The organism is Allomuricauda sp. M10, from assembly GCF_020782875.1.
Taxonomy (GTDB): domain Bacteria; phylum Bacteroidota; class Bacteroidia; order Flavobacteriales; family Flavobacteriaceae; genus Flagellimonas.
The window spans coordinates 668,780-685,748 of sequence record NZ_JAJGBN010000001.1 but is presented as its reverse complement, the minus strand read 5'-3'; the positions used below and the strand labels follow the sequence as shown (position 1 = coordinate 685,748).

Genomic DNA, 16,969 nt, shown 5'->3' with positions numbered 1-16,969 from the left:
ATGGAGTCCATTACCGCTACCGCACAGTCTTGGTTGACCGACTTTTTTGACGCAGATACCAAAAAAGAAATCCAACATTTAATGAAAAACGACCCCGAAGAACTCAAGGAACGTTTTTACAAGGATTTGGAATTCGGAACAGGGGGCATGCGCGGCGTTATGGGTGTTGGCACCAATAGAATCAACAAATACACTTTGGGAAAAAACACCCAGGGCTTGAGCAATTATATTAAAAAATGCTATTCCGATAACGACCTGAAGGTGGTGATCGCCTATGATTGCAGGCATAACTCCAAAACGTTGGCAAAGACCGTGGCAGAAGTGTTTTCCGCAAATGGTATCCACGTGTACCTGTTTTCGGATTTGAGGACCACGCCCGAACTATCTTTTGCCGTAAAATATTTGGGTTGCCATGTGGGCATCGTGTTGACTGCCTCCCACAATCCACCTGAATACAACGGATATAAAGTGTATTGGGCTGATGGCGGACAGATCGTTCCCCCACAAGATGGAGAAATCATAGCGGAAATCGATTCCCTTTCTTTTGAGGATATCAACTTCAACAAAAATGAATCGTTGATCCATTTGATCGATAAGGAAGTGGATGAAGCTTTTTTTGAAGCATCGGTGAAGAATGGAAATTTCAATGCCAAGGGCAAGGACAATTTCAAGATTGTATTTACCTCATTGCATGGAACCTCCATCACCGCCATTCCTGAAGTGTTGAAGCGTGCCGGATACAAAAATGTGACTATCATCGAAGAGCAGGCCGTTCCCAACGGAGATTTCCCAACGGTGAAATCGCCCAACCCGGAAGAACCCGAAGCTCTGGAAATGGCCATTAAAAAGGCCGAAGAAATTGGCGCGGACATGGTGGTGGGCACCGACCCCGACAGTGATCGTTTGGGTATTGCCGTGCGCAACTTGGAAGGCAAAATGGAATTGTTGAACGGCAACCAGACCATGGTTTTGATGACCAAATTCCTTTTGGACCAATATAAGACCAAAGGCTTTAAAGGGAACGAATTTGTGGCTACGACCATTGTTTCCACTCCAATGATGGAGCAAATGGCCAAAGCATACGGTGTGGAATTCAAAACGGCTTTGACCGGTTTTAAATGGATCGGTAAAATGATCAAGGATTTTCCGAACTCAACCTTTATCGGTGGCGGGGAGGAAAGCTTTGGTTACATGGTGGGCGACTTTGTGCGTGATAAAGATGCGGTCACTTCTACCCTATTGGCCTGCGAAATTGCAGCCAACGCCAAAGCCAATGGCAGCTCTTTTTATAAGGATTTGATCGATGCCTACGTACAATTTGGCTTTTACAAGGAAAAACTGATCTCCTTGACCAAAAAAGGGATGAGTGGTGCCGAGGAAATCAAGCAGATGCTCAAGGATTTCAAGGAAAATCCGGTTAAGGTGGTGCAAGGTTCCAAATTGCTTTGGATCGAGGACTACAATACTTCCACAGCTAAAAACGTGCAGACAGGGGAAGAAAAGCCGATCAATATTCCAAAATCCAACGTATTGATCTATGAGACCGAAGATGGCACCCGTATCGCGGCCCGACCTAGTGGTACCGAACCCAAGGTAAAGTTCTACATCAGCACAAATGCTAAATTGGACAAGGCTGCCGATTATTATTCCGTAAATTCGCAGCTGGAAACCAAATTGGATGGTATCCTATCCGAACTGAATTTATAGTGAATGAACTATTTTAAAAAAATTCTCCGGTTTGCAGGTCCTTACCGCAAATTTGGGTATTTGAATATTTTCTTCAACATTTTATATGCGCTTTTCAGTGCATTGTCCTATGCTGCTTTAATTCCGATGTTGAATGTGCTGTTCGACAAAACCAAAAGCGTTACCAGCCCACCAACATATCAAGGCATAGGAAAACTTAAAGATTATTTTACGGATTACATGGGTTATAAAGTGACCCAGTTTTCAGGAGATGATCCCATGAAGGGACTTTTGCTGGCAATCGGGTTGATATTGGCCTTGTTCTTCTTGAAAAATGTCTTCAACTACTTGGCCATGTATTACATCACCTTTTTAAGGAATGGCGTACTCAAGGATATCCGTAATAAGATGTACGAGAAAATTGTGGATTTGCCGATTTCCTACTTCTCCGAAAAACGAAAAGGAGATGTTATCGCGCGAATCACTTCCGATGTGTTGGAAATTCAGCATTCCCTTTTGTCCGTTTTAGAACTGATTGTCCGGGAACCCCTTACTATTTTGTTTACCATTATCGTGATGTTCCTGATCAGTGTAAAACTGACCATTTTTGTATTTATTTTCATTCCCATCGCGGGGATGTTGATTTCAAGAATTGGTAAATCCTTGAAACGAAAATCGGACAAGGTACAAAAGGAACAAGGCGAATTTTTGTCCATTGTAGAGGAAACCTTGGGAGGACTTAAGGTAATCAAGGCTTTCAATGCGGAATCTAAGTTCTACAGCACTTTTAAAAAATCAACCGATCGCTTTTTTAAATTTTCCAATTCCTTGTTGAACAGACAAAACCTTTCCTCTCCCATCAGTGAATTCCTTGGGATTGTAGTTTTTGGTGTGTTGCTATGGTATGGTGGGCATATGGTACTTATTGAAAATGATTTGGATCCAGCTTCATTCATTACCTATATGGGACTTGCCTTCAATATCCTAACCCCAGCCAAAGCCATTAGCAAAGCTTCTTACGGGGTTAAAAAGGGTAATTCCGCCGCAGAACGGGTATTGGAAATTCTGGAATCCGAAAATCCGATCAAGGACAAAGATGGAGCTATCGAGAAATCGGATTTCAACTCGGGTATCGAGTTGAGCAATATCGGTTTCAAATATGAAAATGATTACGTGTTGAAGGATTTCAACCTTAAGGTTGAAAAAGGCAAGACCGTTGCATTGGTGGGTCAATCTGGAAGTGGAAAAAGTACCTTGGCCAATTTGGTCACCCGATTCTATGATGTTAACAAAGGTGAGATCTTGATAGATGGCACCAACATCAAGGATATTACCAAAAAATCCCTTCGCGGACTTATGGGATTGGTGACCCAAGATTCCATCCTTTTCAATGATTCTGTGAAAAATAACATCGCCCTGGGCAAAGAAAATGCCAGCATGGAAGAAATTGTGGCGGCCGCCAAAGTGGCCAATGCCCACGAATTTATCATGGACCTCCCCCATGGTTATGACACCAATATTGGTGACAGCGGAAATAAATTGAGTGGCGGTCAAAAACAGCGACTATCCATTGCCAGGGCCGTACTCAAAAATCCACCGATCATGATCTTGGACGAGGCTACTTCGGCCCTCGATACCGAAAGCGAACGATTGGTACAGGATGCGTTGGAAAAAATGATGCAGAACCGCACTTCAATCGTCATTGCACACCGCCTATCTACCATCCAAAATGCCGATACCATTGTGGTCATGAGCAAAGGAAAAATTGTGGAACAAGGCACCCATGAAGAGCTTATGAAAGTACAGAACAGTTACAAAAAACTGGTGGAGATGCAGTCGTTCGGCATTTAATAAATTAGTAAACTAGAGATTCTTCGTCCCGATAGCTATCGGGACGTTCAGAATGACAGTAGAATAATCTAGCCCTAAAATGTCATGCTGAACGCCGTGAAGCATCTCAATTGAATCGTCACGAAAAGAGATTCTTCGTCCCGATAGCTATCGGGACGTTCAGAATGACAGAAGAATAATTTGGTTCAAAATGTCATACTGAACACTGTGAAGCATCTAAAACTAATTCTGCCGTGTTGAGATTCTTCGCTTTGCTCAGAATGACAAGGCAGGCAATTGTTAATTGATTATTGTTCATTGCTAATTGATAATTGTCCATTGAATAATTAAACCTTTTCCCCTTACCTTAGTCAAAGTATCAAATTACGCAGACCATTGATCGCTGAGGAAACCTTAGTACAAGAACTTAAGGACAAAAATAGCCAGGCAAAGGCCTTTGAGGTGTTGGTGAACACTTACAAAGAACGCCTCTATTGGCATATCCGAAGGATTGTACTGGATCATGACGATGCCGATGATGTTTTGCAGAACACCTTCATCAAAGTATATAAAAACATTGATGGGTTTAAAGGAGATAGCAAATTGTACTCCTGGTTGTACCGGATTGCCACCAATGAATCCCTTACTTTTTTGAAGCAAAAATCAAAAAAAATGGGGATTGGTGACCAAGAACTCAAGGACCGTATGGTAAAAAACTTGGAGGCCGATGTGTATTTTGAAGGGGACGAGATCCAACTCAAATTGCAAAAAGCATTGGCCGAACTCCCAGATAAGCAGAAGCTGGTCTTTACCATGAAGTATTTCCAGGAAATGAAATATGAGGATATATCGGAGGTACTGGAGACGTCCGTGGGTGCACTAAAAGCTTCCTACCATTTGGCGGTAAAGAAAATTGAAACGTATCTTAAAGCAGATTAAACCTTTGGCAAAAATTGATGTCAAAACCATATCATGAAAAAGGACAAAAAAAATAGCTTTAACACCCCTGAAGGTTTCTTTGAAAACTTCAACGAACGTTTGATGGCCAGAATCCAACAAGAAACGGGCAGCGAAACGAAGTCCATCATCCCGAAAACGGATGGTTTTGGTGTGCCAGAAAGCTATTTTGATGGTCTAACTCCTAAAATTTTGTCTAGAACCACTGAAGAAAAGGGCAAGGTAATTCAGCTTAAATCGTACAGGAAAATATATTACGGAGCGGCCGCCATAGCTGCTGTTTTCCTGCTAATCTTTGGATTCAATTGGAAAACAGAGACTTCACCTGTTACTTTTGATGATTTGGCGAATACCGAAATTGATGCCTACTTTGACAACAACCGTATTGGGATGAGCTCCTATGAACTGGCCGAAATGGTCTCTTTTGAAAACGTTCAATTGAACGACATTTTGGAAGATGATCTTAGCGGCGAAGTCATTTTGGAATATCTTGATGCCAATGTTGACGACCTAAGAGACCTAAACATAGAATACATTGATTATGAGTAAAAAAATACCCATACTGATCGCATTTTTGATCGGCACCTTTTGGATGCAGGCCCAAGGACCGGTAAGGGATCGCATCAAAACCCTTAAAGTGGCCTTTATTACCGAAAAGGTAGGTTTGACCAGTAAGGAAGCCCAGCAATTCTGGCCCATTTATAACGAACATGAAGATGTTTTGGAAAACATCCGGAGACGGGAACGCGCCGAATTGCAATCCAAAATTTCTATGGCACAAGGGCTATCGGATGCAGATTCGGAAGAACTGTTGAACAATCTGCTTTCCCTTCAAAACGAACGCCACAATGCTGAACAGCAATTCATTGGGGATATTAGAAAAGTGATTCCAGCCAAAAAAGTACTGTTGCTCATCAAGGCAGAAGAAGATTTTAAGAAGCAATTGCTACAAACCTATCAAAAACGTCGAGGGGGTGGATAACCTATTCTAAATCAACAAAAAACAAGAAAAGAGCCAAATTGGCTCTTTTTTTATTAAACCATATTAAAATTATAAAGTCTTAGATACAGAAACCATAAAAATCCAGATTATGAAACGTATGAAGACACTTTTGGTTATCGTTGCCTTTTTGGGAACCATTTTGGCTGCACAAGCACAAAGAAGAACCGTGGTGAAGGTGTATCCAAAATATGGAACTGTTGTCACCACCATTTCAAGTCCCACAATTGTGGTGCACAATAGCAACAATTTTTATTATGCCGATGGCGTATGGTACAAACCTCGGGGAAGAAAATATGTGGTCTGCGCCGCACCACGTGGAGTAATCGTGAACACCTTGCCAAGAGGAAGCAAAGTGGTATATGTGAACGGACGCAGACTCTATAAATACAGAGGGGTTTGGTATAAAAGAACAGGACGACAATATGTAGTCGTTACCGTATAGTTTTAATTGTTTTTTGGTTGGTTATTGATTCTGGAGCGGCGATGATATCGCCGCTCTTTTTTATTTGAATTCGAGTTTGGCTATTCGATTGCTACCAGCAGCATACGCAATGGAATCGTTCAAAAAGCGAAGCGTGAAGAAGGACTCCTCACTCAGTTCTTTCCAATTTTCCCCGCCATCGGCAGAATACGAAATACCTGTGAATCCTATGGTCACCAATCCCTTGCCCTCGGAATTGGGCACAAATTGCACACAGCTTTTATAATCCGGTTCCTGTCCATCGGCAATCAAGTTCCAGGTTTTTCCACCATCAACCGTAATGATTTTGTTCTTTTCGTTGGATTCCGGTGATGTATAATCCCCACCAATAGCAAAGCCAAGGTTTTCATCATAAAAATCCATGGAATAGATGCCTTGGGTTGGTTCTTCATGAATGATCGGGGTTTGTTGAATATTCCAAGTCGTCCCTTTATCTGCAGAATGATAAATCCGTCCTTCTGTAGTGCCAATCCAAACTTGGTTGCCTGCCACTGCAATATTACTGTTGCTTGCCGCAAAAGCACCCTCTCCTTCAATCCCTTCAGGTAATGACGAACAAGGAATTTTCGCCCAGCTTTCCCCTCCATCCTTGGTCAAAATGATGGAAAGACAACCATCAACGGTATCACCTACTGCAATACCTTCCATATCGTTCCAAAAAGTCATGGCATCATAAAAAACGCCCTCCCCTTCTTCTTTATAAACTACTACCATTTTGCCGTTTCCGCCCGTTTTATAGAGCAAGGCCGGACTTTCAATGGATAACATGAAAAAATCTTTTGATGTTTTACCCACTGCCCTAAAACTTGGGGTCAATGAATCGTAAGTTTGGATGTTGGAGCGCACTTTATTACTGTTTACATCAACTGTACCATAAACCCCTCCACTCCCAGCAAATGCCAAGGTTTGGCCATCTAAAAACGTTATCGCCCTGATACTCACGGAATCTTCAAAAACAGGGGTGACAGAGACCGTTTGAAAGGGTTGTTGCTTTTTTTCAGTGGAACAGGACGCCAATACCAATAGCGACAGAAGTACAATGGATAACCTCATTACATTTATTTTCCCCAAAAGTAAGGAGAAATGATACCTTTGCAACCTTATTTTATGTCATGCGTCTACACAGAAACTTGGTATTTGCCGTAATTGATGCCCTACACTTGATCTTTAATGAAGGGGAATATGCCGATAAGGTCATTGAAAAAGTATTGAAGTATGACAAACGTTGGGGTGCCAGGGATCGTGCCTTTATTGCTGAAACAACCTATGACATTGTCCGTTGGAAACGGTTGTATACCGAAATTGCGGAAGCCCACGAACCCTATACCCGCCCCCATTTGTTCCGATTGTTCGGAGTTTGGTGCGTGTTGCGCGGCATAAAATTACCGGATTGGAAACAATTGGATGGGACACCTGAGCGAAGGATCAAAGGACGGTTCGATGAGCTTTCCAAAATCAGGAAGTTTAGGGAATCCGTTCCTGATTGGATGGATGAATTGGGCGAAAAATCCTTGGGCAACGAACTATGGACCAAGGAAATTGCGGCACTCAACCAACAGGCGGAAGTCATTCTTCGCACCAACACCCTGAGAATACCAAAACCCCAGTTGCAATCTTTTTTAGAGAAGGAAGAGATTGAAACGGAGACCTTAAAGGGTTATCCCGATGCTTTAAAATTGAAGGAACGGAAAAACGTTTTCACCACCGAAGCTTTTAAGGATGGCCTTTTTGAAGTGCAGGATGCATCTTCACAATTGGTGGCACCCTATTTGGAAGTGGAACCCGGTCAACGCGTTATCGATGCCTGCGCCGGAGCCGGAGGGAAAACGCTGCACTTGGCTTCGATGATGCAGAATAAAGGACAACTCATTGCCCTCGACATCTATGAGAGCAAGTTGAAAAAACTAAAAATCAGGGCTAGACGCAATGGGGTCCACAATGTGGAAACCCGTGTTATCGATTCCAATAAAGTCATCAAAAAACTGCACAACAGTGCCGACCGATTATTGCTGGATGCACCTTGTTCCGGTTTGGGGGTCATCAAACGAAATCCTGATTCCAAATGGAAACTGGAACCTGAGTTCATCGACCGTATCATGGACGTACAACAGAACATTCTTCAGAACTACAGTAAAATGCTGAAAAAAGGTGGACAAATGGTCTATGCCACTTGTTCCATCCTTCCGCAGGAAAATACGGATCAAGTCAAAAAATTCTTGGCTTCCGAAGCCGGAAAAGAATTTGAATTGGTTAGGGAGCAGAATGTTTATGCCTCCCAAAGCGGTTTCGACGGATTTTACATGGCGCTTTTGAAGAAACTTTAATCTGTTTCATTCCCTTTTCAAAATTTCGGCTACAACAACCGTAGATTAGACTACATCTCCCCTCTCGTTTCGGGGCAACTTTGCTGTGTCAATTCATAACAATAAAAATTATAAGAAAATGGACACAAAAAAAGTATGGTTGGTCACCGGAACCTCTAAAGGATTGGGACTAGCATTGGTAAAAACATTGTTGAACCACGGATACCAGGTAGCGGCCACTTCCAGAAGCTTAGACGCTTTGGAAAATGCCGTGGGAAAACAGGAAGCTTTCCTACCACTCCAAGTAGATTTAATGGACGAGGAAAGTGTAGAATCTTCTATTTCGCAGGTACTGGAAACTTTTGGTCATCTCGATGTGGTCGTCAATAATGCCGGATATGGTCAAAATGGAACGTTGGAAGAGATTACTGATGCGGAATCAAGACAAAATTTTGACGTGAATGTTTTTGGCCTGTTGAACGTCATCCGTAAGTCCATGCCCCATTTAAGGGCACAGCAATCGGGGCATTTTTTCAACATTGCATCCATTGGGGGCATGGTCGCTACTTTTCCTGGATTTGGCGTGTATTGTGCAACAAAGTTTGCCGTCGTTGGTTTAACAGAGGCTTTGTATACTGAAGGAGGACCTTTTGGGGTACATGCCACAGTGGTATACCCAGGGTATTTTCGCACCGAGTTTCTATCCGATGATTCCCTGAAATTGGCCAAAAACCGTATGGATGTGTATGCCCAAGCTAGGGAATCGGAACGCTTGCATAAAGAAGAGATTGCCGGAAACCAACTCGGAGATCCCGAAAAAGCTGCAGAGGTACTCATCAAGGTAGCCGAAAGTGATGACCCCGCCCTACATTTGTTCTTGGGCAGCGACGCTTATGGCATGGCACACCAAAAGTTGAAAACCTTGGAAACTGCACTGGAGGCCAACAAAGCATTGAGTTATTCCACGGACTTTAAAAATTAATGTGTAATTTGAAAATGGGGCAAGGCTTTCCTCCTTGCCCCATACCTATCAATAGCGTATGCATACTTTTAATACCTTAAGTGAGTTCCACAACTTTTGTGCACTCCCAAAACCCGAACATCCTTTGATCAGTGTGGTCAATTATGGTCAAGTGGACTACCAGACCATTGAAAAGCAAATCACTTGGACGCAAAATTTTTATTCCATAGGGTTGAAACGGGACATACAGGCCAAAGTTAGATACGGACAACAGGAATATGATTTTGATGAAGGTTTGTTGAGTTTCATCGGCCCAAGACAGGTACTGCAGTTTGAAATGCTTCCAATGGAAAGGAAACCTTCAGGCTGGTTGTTGCTCATCCATCCTGATTTCTTGTGGAATACCCCGTTGGCTAAAACCATCAAAAACTATGAATTCTTTGGCTATGCCATCAACGAAGCCCTATTTCTTTCAGAAAAGGAGGAAAAGACCTTGGTCGATGTTTTATTGCATATTCAGCAAGAATATCGGTCCAACATCGACAAATTCAGTCAGAACATTATCATTGCCCAGCTTGAATTATTGCTCAATTATGCCGAACGATATTATCAAAGACAGTTTCTTACGAGAAAGATCAACAACCACGAGGTTTTGGTTCGGTTGGAGAATCTTCTCGACACCTATTTCAACGGAGAGGAAGCCATTGACAAAGGGATACCGACCGTCCAATTCGTAGCGGACACCCTGAATGTTTCTTCCAATTACCTGAGCAGTTTGCTTAAAGTCTTGACGGGACAAAGTACCCAGCAGCACATCCATGAAAAATTGATAGAGAAAGCCAAGGAAAAATTATCCACTACCCAACTTTCCATCAGTGAAATTGCTTACACTTTAGGGTTCGAGCATTCCCAATCATTCAGTAAGTTGTTCAAAAGTAAGACCAAGCAATCACCGCTGGCTTTTAGGGCGTCATTCAATTAATTTTTATCATATCGAGCGGAGTCGAGATAAGCTCTTTTGAGTTCTCGACTGCGCTCGATATAACGGTATTCTGTAACCTTAAGGTTTTACCGTAGGATATTCAACCCCCAATTGCTCCAAATAGGAGTCATATTTGGTCTCATCGTAGTAAAACTTCTCCAATGCAGGACGGAAGGTGTCCTGTTTTTCCTTGTTCAGATAGACGGGAGGCATATCATCTCCAGCAATCATCGGCTGGTATTTGGTCTCCTTGGTCTGTTCGTTATTGAAATAATCCCAAGCTTGGGTCAACAATTCCGGTTTCAACAAGAAATCCAAAATGGTCATGGCCTCGGCTTTAGCACCTGCAGTTACCCCTTTGTGTGCAATAGGCGTGGCCATGGCAATGGCATTGGCCCAGTGGTGGCCTGGCAATCCCGGAATATTGGAAGGAAAACGCATGGTCACGGTAGGTACCTTCCATGAAATATCACCAATGTCATCTGAACCACCGCTGATGGGCTCCAAAACCGGTAATCCCAATTCGGACAATTCTGTTGGCAGTCCTTCAATTTTTTTGGCCTTTACTTCAGTTTGAACGGCCTTTGCCAATTGCTGATCGGCTTCTGTCCAAGTAGGAAGTCCCACATCTTTGATGTTTTCGTACATGGTCTCGGCAATCACCTTGTTGTAGTGCCGTGGCCAAGCGGTACCCAAAACTCGGGAAGTCATGGTCGTACTGGTCATTAGAGCAGCTCCTTTGGCCATATCGTTGGCTACGGCATACATATCCATGATACCTTCGTAGCTCACATCCCTAAAATAGAACCAAATGGCAGCTTTGGAAGGTACCACGTTAGGTTGGTCTCCAGCATCCGTAAAAATGGAGTGGGAACGCTTTAAGGGATCTAAATGCTCTCTTTTGTAGTTCCATCCAATGTTCATCAATTCAGCGGCATCCAAGGCACTACGGCCTCTCCAAGGTGCTCCAGCGGAGTGGGCGGCTTCTCCTTCAAAAAGGTATTCCACCGAAATAAGTCCTGTACCGCTGGTAGGTCCCCAGGAAACACCCAAGTTATTGCCTACGTGGGTAAAGATGCACATATCAATTTTATCAAAAAGGCCATCTCGAACGTACCAAGCCTTGGCAGCTACCAATTCTTCGGCAATACCGGGCCACAAAATCAAGGTGCCACCAATATTTTCGCGTTCCATGATTTCTTTCACGGCCAAAGCGGAAGTAATGTTTAACGGGTTACCGGCATTGTGGCCTTCCCCGTGTCCTGGTGCACCATCTACAATAGGTTTGTGGTAGGCCACTCCTGGGTATTGGGATGCTTTTGGAATACAGTCCACATCACTACCTAAAGCAATTACGGGACCTTCGCCATTGCTCCACGTGGCGAACCATGCGGTTGGAATCCCTGAAATGGAATGCTCGATGGTAAAACCGTTGCTTTCCAAAATGCCAGTAAGGTACTTGGAACTTTCTTCTTCCTGAAAACCGAGTTCGGCAAAGCTGAAAACCTTGTCCACCATCACTTGGGACTGCTTTTTATGGGCCTCCACAATAGCAGCGGCTTCGCTTTTTAGTTTTTCAATCTGTTTTTTGGAGTATTTTTTTTGAGCGGATGCAAAGGTGACACTGCTCAGGATCATTATCCCGGACAACAGGATCTTGGCATTTTTCATAAGGTTGGCTATTTGAGTTAGTTACAATTCTTCTAAGATATGAAATCAGTTGAAAACCAACACCAATCCAAAGACTTGTACCTGCAATTTTATGAAGTCGACAAAATCCTACTTTGTTTTTTTATCCAAAGCACAATTTTCCCTTGAAAAAACATATGCCTAATTTCTTCCAAGCTATCATCCTGTCCTTTTGGAATAATTTGACGATATTCAAGCCATTCAAGGTTCATTTTTGAATTACCCTATCATGGAAAATCAAATAGAAATCTATCAAGGAAATGATGGTCAAACCGAAATATCGGTGCAGTTTAACAATGAAACCGTTTGGTTGAATCAAGAACAACTCGGTAATCTCTTTAATAGGGACAGAACGGTGATCGGACGACATATCCGAAATATTTTTAAGGAAGGCGAATTAGATGAGGATGTGGTGAGTGCAAATTTTGCACATACCACCCAACATGGTGCCATACAAGGTAAACAACAGCAGCAAGTAACCAAATATTATAACCTTGATGTTATTATCTCGGTAGGATACCGGGTAAAATCAATACAAGGAACAAAGTTCAGACAATGGGCCACAAAAAGACTTAACGATTATTTGGTTAAAGGTTTTGCCATGAACGAAAAGCGATTGGCCCAAAAGAATGAAGAAATACAAATCCTTAAAAATGGCATTTCTATTCTGCACAGGGCAATTAAAGCAAAATCCGAATTGGATGACAATGAGTGGTTGGGGCATTTTTCAAAGGGATTGGAGCTTTTGGATGATTACGACCATGAAAATTTGGATAGTAAAGGTAGTACCATGGTTAAAGCTCATTATCCAAGTATGGAAAATTATCAACGTTTGGTGAAACAAATGAAGAGTGAATTTGACTCCGATGTTTTCGGGAAAGAAAAAGATCAAAATTTTCAAAGTTCCATAACCCAAATATCCAAAGGGTACGGCAAGAATGATTTCTATGCGAGCATTGAAGAAAAAGCGGCCATGTTACTATATTTTATAGTGAAGAACCATTCCTTTGTAGACGGAAATAAACGCATCGCCGCGGCTTGCTTTTTGAAGTTTTTGAACGAAAACAACATGTTGTACCGTAAAAATGGAACCATTATAATTTCCAACGATACCTTAGCTAGTCTTACCCTGTTCATAGCTTCAAGTAAGCCTGAAGAAATGGAAATGGTCAAAAAACTGACAGTCAGTATTTTGAATAGAAATAGGACATAAAAGGAATGTTGTTCATCCCACACCTATCACTATCAACACTGGTAGTTAACAAATCCAAAATCCGATACGTTATTTTCCACTCCAAAATCGTAAATTTGCACTTTCTTAAACCGCTCAACGCACCACTCGTATGATCCATTTTTTTGGGGACAAGGCTACCAAGGTTTTTGCCGTCCAAACCACACAGGAAATTGCTCAGGAAGACAACAGTAAACTGACATGGTTGTTCGGCAACCAACCCAAGATAGAAGCGGCGTCACTCGACGCCTTTTTTGTTGGCCCACGTGCCGCCATGGTAACCCCTTGGAGTACCAATGCCACAGAGATTACGCAGAACATGGGTATTTCGGGTATCATTCGGATTGAGGAGTATCATGCTGTTTCAGAAGACTTTTCGGATTACGACCCCATGCTCTCCCAAAAATATAGGAGCCTTGGACAGGATATTTTTACCATCAACATTGTTCCCGAGCCCATTTTGGATATTGAGGACATTGCCGCCTACAACCAAAAGGAAGGTTTGGCCTTGAGTGATGAGGAAGTGGACTATCTGGAAGGATTGTCTAAAAAACTAGGTCGAAAATTAACGGATTCCGAGGTGTTCGGTTTCAGTCAAGTGAACTCGGAGCACTGCCGACATAAAATTTTCAACGGGACTTTTGTAATCGATGGCGAAGAGATGCCTTCTTCCCTATTCAAGTTGATCAAAAAGACTTCGGAAGCCCACCCTAATGATATTGTTTCGGCCTACAAGGATAACGTGGCCTTCATCAAAGGTCCAAAAGCCATCCAATTTGCCCCGAAAACTGCCGATAAACCTGATTTTTATGAGGAAAAGGAATTCAATTCCGTGCTTTCGTTAAAAGCGGAGACCCACAACTTCCCTACCACGGTAGAACCCTTCAACGGTGCTGCGACAGGTTCTGGAGGAGAAATCCGTGACCGTTTGGCCGGAGGAAAAGGTTCTCTGCCCTTGGCCGGAACCGCAGTGTATATGACCTCCTACTCCCGTTTGGAAGACCCGTTCGACTCCGCTCAGGAACGTCCTTGGGAAAAAGGAATGGCAGAAAGGGATTGGTTGTACCAAACCCCTATGGATATTTTGATTAAGGCATCCAATGGTGCTTCTGACTTCGGAAATAAATTTGGACAACCCCTGATCGCGGGATCTGTTTTGACCTTTGAACACCAAGAAGAAGCCCGAAAATTAGGTTTTGATAAGGTCATCATGATGGCTGGTGGAATTGGGTATGGAAAATCCGAACAGGCATTGAAGGACACCCCAAAAACAGGAGACAGAATAGTCGTTCTAGGTGGTGATAATTATCGCATCGGAATGGGCGGAGCTGCCGTATCCAGCGCTGATACAGGAGAATTCAGTTCTGCAATCGAGTTGAATGCCGTACAACGTTCCAATCCTGAAATGCAAAAAAGGGCTTCCAATGCCATCCGAGGTTTGGTGGAAAGTCATGACAACCCGATCGTTTCCATTCACGATCACGGTGCAGGTGGACACTTGAACTGTCTATCGGAATTGGTGGAAGAAACCGGAGGGAAAATCGATACGGACAAACTCCCCATCGGAGACCCTACCCTATCCAAAAAAGAATTGATCGGCAACGAATCCCAAGAACGCATGGGATTGGTCATCGGTGAAAAAGATATGGCATTGTTAGATCGTTTGGCCGCAAGGGAGCGTTCACCCATTTATCAGGTAGGAACCGTAACTGGGGACCACAAATTCACCTTTACCTCCAGTACCACAGGTGAAACCCCGATGAACCTGGAACTTTCGGATATGTTTGGAAGTTCTCCCAAGACCATCATGGCCGACACCAAATCACAACAAACCTACCCTGTCCTTTCCTATTCGTTGGAATTTTTCCACGATTATTTGGAACAAGTACTTCAACTGGAAGCTGTGGCAAGTAAGGATTGGTTGACCAACAAAGTGGACCGATGCGTGGGTGGTAGAGTGGCCAAACAACAATGTGCCGGACCACTGCAATTGCCGTTGAATAACGTTGGCGTTATGGCCCTCGATTTTAAAGGAAAGGAAGGGATTGCGACCAGCATTGGGCACTCCCCTGTATCAGCATTGATCGACCCAACTGCTGGAAGTAGAAACAGCGTGGCGGAATCGTTAACCAACATAGTCTGGGCCCCTTTACAGGATGGTTTGAAATCCGTTTCCCTGTCCGCCAATTGGATGTGGCCCTGCCGCAACAAAGGTGAAGATGCTCGTTTGTACGAGGCGGTAAAATCGCTTTCGGATTTTGTGATCGAACTGGGTATCAATGTGCCTACTGGGAAGGATTCCCTTTCCATGAAACAAAAATATAAGGACGGGGAAGTACTTTCCCCTGGTACCGTAATCATTTCTGCAGCAGCACATTGCGATGATATTACCAAAATTGTCGAACCTGTTCTTCAAAAAGAGGGCGGGGACATTTATTATATCAATTTTTCCAAAGATGCCCATAAATTGGGTGGATCGTCCTTTGCACAAATCTTGAATGGCATTGGGGATGAAGCCCCTTCGGTTTTGGATGCAGCCTATGTGAAAACGGTTTTCAATACACTTCAACAATTGATAAAGGACAGACAAATTTTGGCCGGCCACGATATTGGTTCAGGAGGTTTGATTACCACCTTGTTGGAAATGTGTTTTGCCGATATTGACCTTAGTGCCGAACTGGATTTGACCTCAGTTGGCGAATCGGACATCATCAAACTATTGTTCTCTGAAAATATTGGAGTGGTACTTCAATCCAAGGACAGTTCCATCGAAAAAGTTTTGGAAGAAAGTGGCATCAAATTCAATAAAATCGGAAGCGTTTCCAAAGGTAACATTCTGCATATCAAGAACAATGGTGTGGAAATCGGCCTAAATATCGAATCACTTCGCGATACTTGGTTCAAAACGTCCTATTTATTGGACAGCAAACAGACTGCCAATGGTTTGGCCAAGGACCGTTATGCCAATTACAAAGAGCAACCACTCAAATATGTTTTCCCTTCCAATTTTACAGGAAAACTGTCATCTCGAGCGCAGTCGAGAGGTGGTGAAAGGCCGAAAGCAGCCATTCTCCGCGAAAAAGGAAGCAATTCGGAACGCGAAATGGCCAATGCCATGTTCTTGGCCGGATTTGATGTGAAGGACGTGCACATGACCGACCTCATCACGGGTAGGGAAACTTTGGAGGATATCCAATTTATTGGTGCCGTGGGCGGCTTTTCCAACTCGGACGTGCTCGGAAGCGCCAAAGGTTGGGCCGGAGCCTTCAAATACAACGAAAAAGCCAATAAGGCCTTGAAGGATTTCTTTGCGAGACCCGATACCCTTTCCGTGGGTATTTGTAACGGTTGCCAGTTGTTCATGGAGTTGGATCTCATCAATCCAGAACATGAGACGCATGGCAGAATGACCTACAACGAGTCGCACAAACACGAAAGCAATTTTACTTCGGTAAAAATTCAGGAGAACAATTCTGTGATGCTTTCGAACATGGCTGGCACTACTTTGGGCGTTTGGATCAGTCATGGCGAAGGAAAATTCAGTTTGCCACACAATGAAGACCAATACCACATTGTTGCAAAGTATGGTTATGAAGGCTATCCTGCCAATCCTAATGGAAGTGATTACAACACGGCCATGCTTTGCGATAAAACAGGAAGACATTTGGTGACCATGCCCCATATTGAGCGATCTACATTCCCTTGGAACTGGGCCCACTATCCAAAGGATAGGCAAGATGTGGTTTCACCTTGGCTACAGGCCTTTGTAAATGCAAGGGAATGGTTGGAAGCCTTGGACAATTAGTAATTTAAGGACATCAGATTGTGAATTATTTAGGGATTTTT

13 protein-coding genes are annotated in these 16,969 nt (G+C 43.2%); 11 read left to right on the top strand and 2 right to left on the bottom strand.

Translation table 11 applies throughout. The features are described from left to right. The 6 genes from LKX84_RS03170 to LKX84_RS03145 all read left to right on the top strand — a co-directional run bounded on the left by LKX84_RS03170 (nt 1) and on the right by LKX84_RS03145 (nt 5,918). Entirely contained in the window at nt 1-1,707 is a 1,707-nt protein-coding gene (locus tag LKX84_RS03170; protein WP_228235666.1) for a phospho-sugar mutase, read from the top strand. Nucleotides 1,708-1,710: 3 nt separating this feature from the next. Beyond that, complete coding sequence (locus LKX84_RS03165; RefSeq protein WP_228235665.1) at nt 1,711-3,537, top strand: ABC transporter ATP-binding protein; 1,827 nt, start codon at nt 1,711-1,713, stop codon at nt 3,535-3,537. A gap of 375 nt (nt 3,538-3,912) precedes the next feature. Beyond that, nucleotides 3,913-4,455, top strand: a complete 543-nt coding sequence (locus LKX84_RS03160) for an RNA polymerase sigma factor (protein ID WP_228235664.1) — start codon at nt 3,913-3,915, stop codon at nt 4,453-4,455. A gap of 33 nt (nt 4,456-4,488) precedes the next feature. Next, nucleotides 4,489-5,022, top strand: a complete 534-nt coding sequence (locus tag LKX84_RS03155) for a hypothetical protein (protein ID WP_228235663.1) — start codon at nt 4,489-4,491, stop codon at nt 5,020-5,022. Next, the gene (locus tag LKX84_RS03150; protein WP_228235662.1) at nt 5,015-5,455 is read left to right on the top strand and encodes a hypothetical protein; all 441 of its coding nucleotides are present in this window, start codon (nt 5,015-5,017) and stop codon (nt 5,453-5,455) included. Before LKX84_RS03155 ends, LKX84_RS03150 begins: the two co-directional genes overlap by 8 nt. A gap of 109 nt (nt 5,456-5,564) precedes the next feature. Continuing rightward, nucleotides 5,565-5,918 (top strand): DUF6515 family protein, encoded by a 354-nt coding sequence (locus LKX84_RS03145; protein WP_228235661.1) that lies wholly within the window; start codon nt 5,565-5,567, stop codon nt 5,916-5,918. Nucleotides 5,919-5,978: 60 nt separating this feature from the next. Here LKX84_RS03145 and LKX84_RS03140 read toward each other — a convergent pair whose 3' ends face one another. Next, on the bottom strand, nt 5,979-7,010 hold the full coding sequence (locus LKX84_RS03140; protein ID WP_228235660.1) for a WD40/YVTN/BNR-like repeat-containing protein: 1,032 nt from the start codon (nt 7,008-7,010) through the stop codon (nt 5,979-5,981). A gap of 59 nt (nt 7,011-7,069) precedes the next feature. Between LKX84_RS03140 and LKX84_RS03135 the strand changes: the two genes are divergently transcribed. The 3 genes from LKX84_RS03135 to LKX84_RS03125 all read left to right on the top strand — a co-directional run bounded on the left by LKX84_RS03135 (nt 7,070) and on the right by LKX84_RS03125 (nt 10,203). Beyond that, nucleotides 7,070-8,281: an RsmB/NOP family class I SAM-dependent RNA methyltransferase gene (locus LKX84_RS03135; protein ID WP_228235659.1), complete on the top strand. Its 1,212-nt coding sequence runs from the start codon at nt 7,070-7,072 to the stop codon at nt 8,279-8,281. Between the two features lie 118 nt (nt 8,282-8,399). Next, complete coding sequence (locus LKX84_RS03130) at nt 8,400-9,242, top strand: SDR family NAD(P)-dependent oxidoreductase (protein WP_228235658.1); 843 nt, start codon at nt 8,400-8,402, stop codon at nt 9,240-9,242. Between the two features lie 58 nt (nt 9,243-9,300). After that, entirely contained in the window at nt 9,301-10,203 is a 903-nt protein-coding gene (locus LKX84_RS03125; RefSeq protein WP_228235657.1) for a helix-turn-helix domain-containing protein, read from the top strand. A 78-nt stretch (nt 10,204-10,281) separates the two neighbouring features. On the opposite strand, the gene LKX84_RS03120 is transcribed toward LKX84_RS03125, so the two are convergent. Beyond that, nucleotides 10,282-11,874, bottom strand: a complete 1,593-nt coding sequence (locus LKX84_RS03120) for an amidohydrolase (RefSeq protein WP_228235656.1) — start codon at nt 11,872-11,874, stop codon at nt 10,282-10,284. A 247-nt stretch (nt 11,875-12,121) separates the two neighbouring features. On the opposite strand from LKX84_RS03120, the gene rhuM reads away from it, so the two are divergent. After that, nucleotides 12,122-13,105, top strand: a complete 984-nt coding sequence (gene rhuM / locus LKX84_RS03115; protein ID WP_228235655.1) for a virulence protein RhuM/Fic/DOC family protein — start codon at nt 12,122-12,124, stop codon at nt 13,103-13,105. A 130-nt stretch (nt 13,106-13,235) separates the two neighbouring features. Next, nucleotides 13,236-16,928 carry a phosphoribosylformylglycinamidine synthase gene (gene purL, locus LKX84_RS03110; RefSeq protein ID WP_228235654.1) on the top strand — a complete coding sequence of 1,231 codons (3,693 nt, stop codon included), beginning with the start codon at nt 13,236-13,238 and terminating at the stop codon, nt 16,926-16,928. Nucleotides 16,929-16,969: the final 41 nt, after the last annotated feature.

Bases quoted from the DNA above. Each gene is read 5' to 3' on its own strand.
- LKX84_RS03170 (WP_228235666.1), top strand. From the start codon at position 1: ATGGAGTCCATTACCGCTACCGCACAGTCTTGGTTGACCGACTTTTTT.
- LKX84_RS03165 (WP_228235665.1), top strand. From the start codon at position 1,711: ATGAACTATTTTAAAAAAATTCTCCGGTTTGCAGGTCCTTACCGCAAA.
- LKX84_RS03155 (WP_228235663.1), top strand. From the start codon at position 4,489: ATGAAAAAGGACAAAAAAAATAGCTTTAACACCCCTGAAGGTTTCTTT.
- LKX84_RS03150 (WP_228235662.1), top strand. From the start codon at position 5,015: ATGAGTAAAAAAATACCCATACTGATCGCATTTTTGATCGGCACCTTT.
- LKX84_RS03145 (WP_228235661.1), top strand. From the start codon at position 5,565: ATGAAACGTATGAAGACACTTTTGGTTATCGTTGCCTTTTTGGGAACC.
- LKX84_RS03140 (WP_228235660.1), bottom strand. From the start codon at position 7,010: ATGAGGTTATCCATTGTACTTCTGTCGCTATTGGTATTGGCGTCCTGT.
- LKX84_RS03135 (WP_228235659.1), top strand. From the start codon at position 7,070: ATGCGTCTACACAGAAACTTGGTATTTGCCGTAATTGATGCCCTACAC.
- LKX84_RS03130 (WP_228235658.1), top strand. From the start codon at position 8,400: ATGGACACAAAAAAAGTATGGTTGGTCACCGGAACCTCTAAAGGATTG.
- LKX84_RS03125 (WP_228235657.1), top strand. From the start codon at position 9,301: ATGCATACTTTTAATACCTTAAGTGAGTTCCACAACTTTTGTGCACTC.
- LKX84_RS03120 (WP_228235656.1), bottom strand. From the start codon at position 11,874: ATGAAAAATGCCAAGATCCTGTTGTCCGGGATAATGATCCTGAGCAGT.
- rhuM (WP_228235655.1), top strand. From the start codon at position 12,122: ATGGAAAATCAAATAGAAATCTATCAAGGAAATGATGGTCAAACCGAA.
- purL (WP_228235654.1), top strand. From the start codon at position 13,236: ATGATCCATTTTTTTGGGGACAAGGCTACCAAGGTTTTTGCCGTCCAA.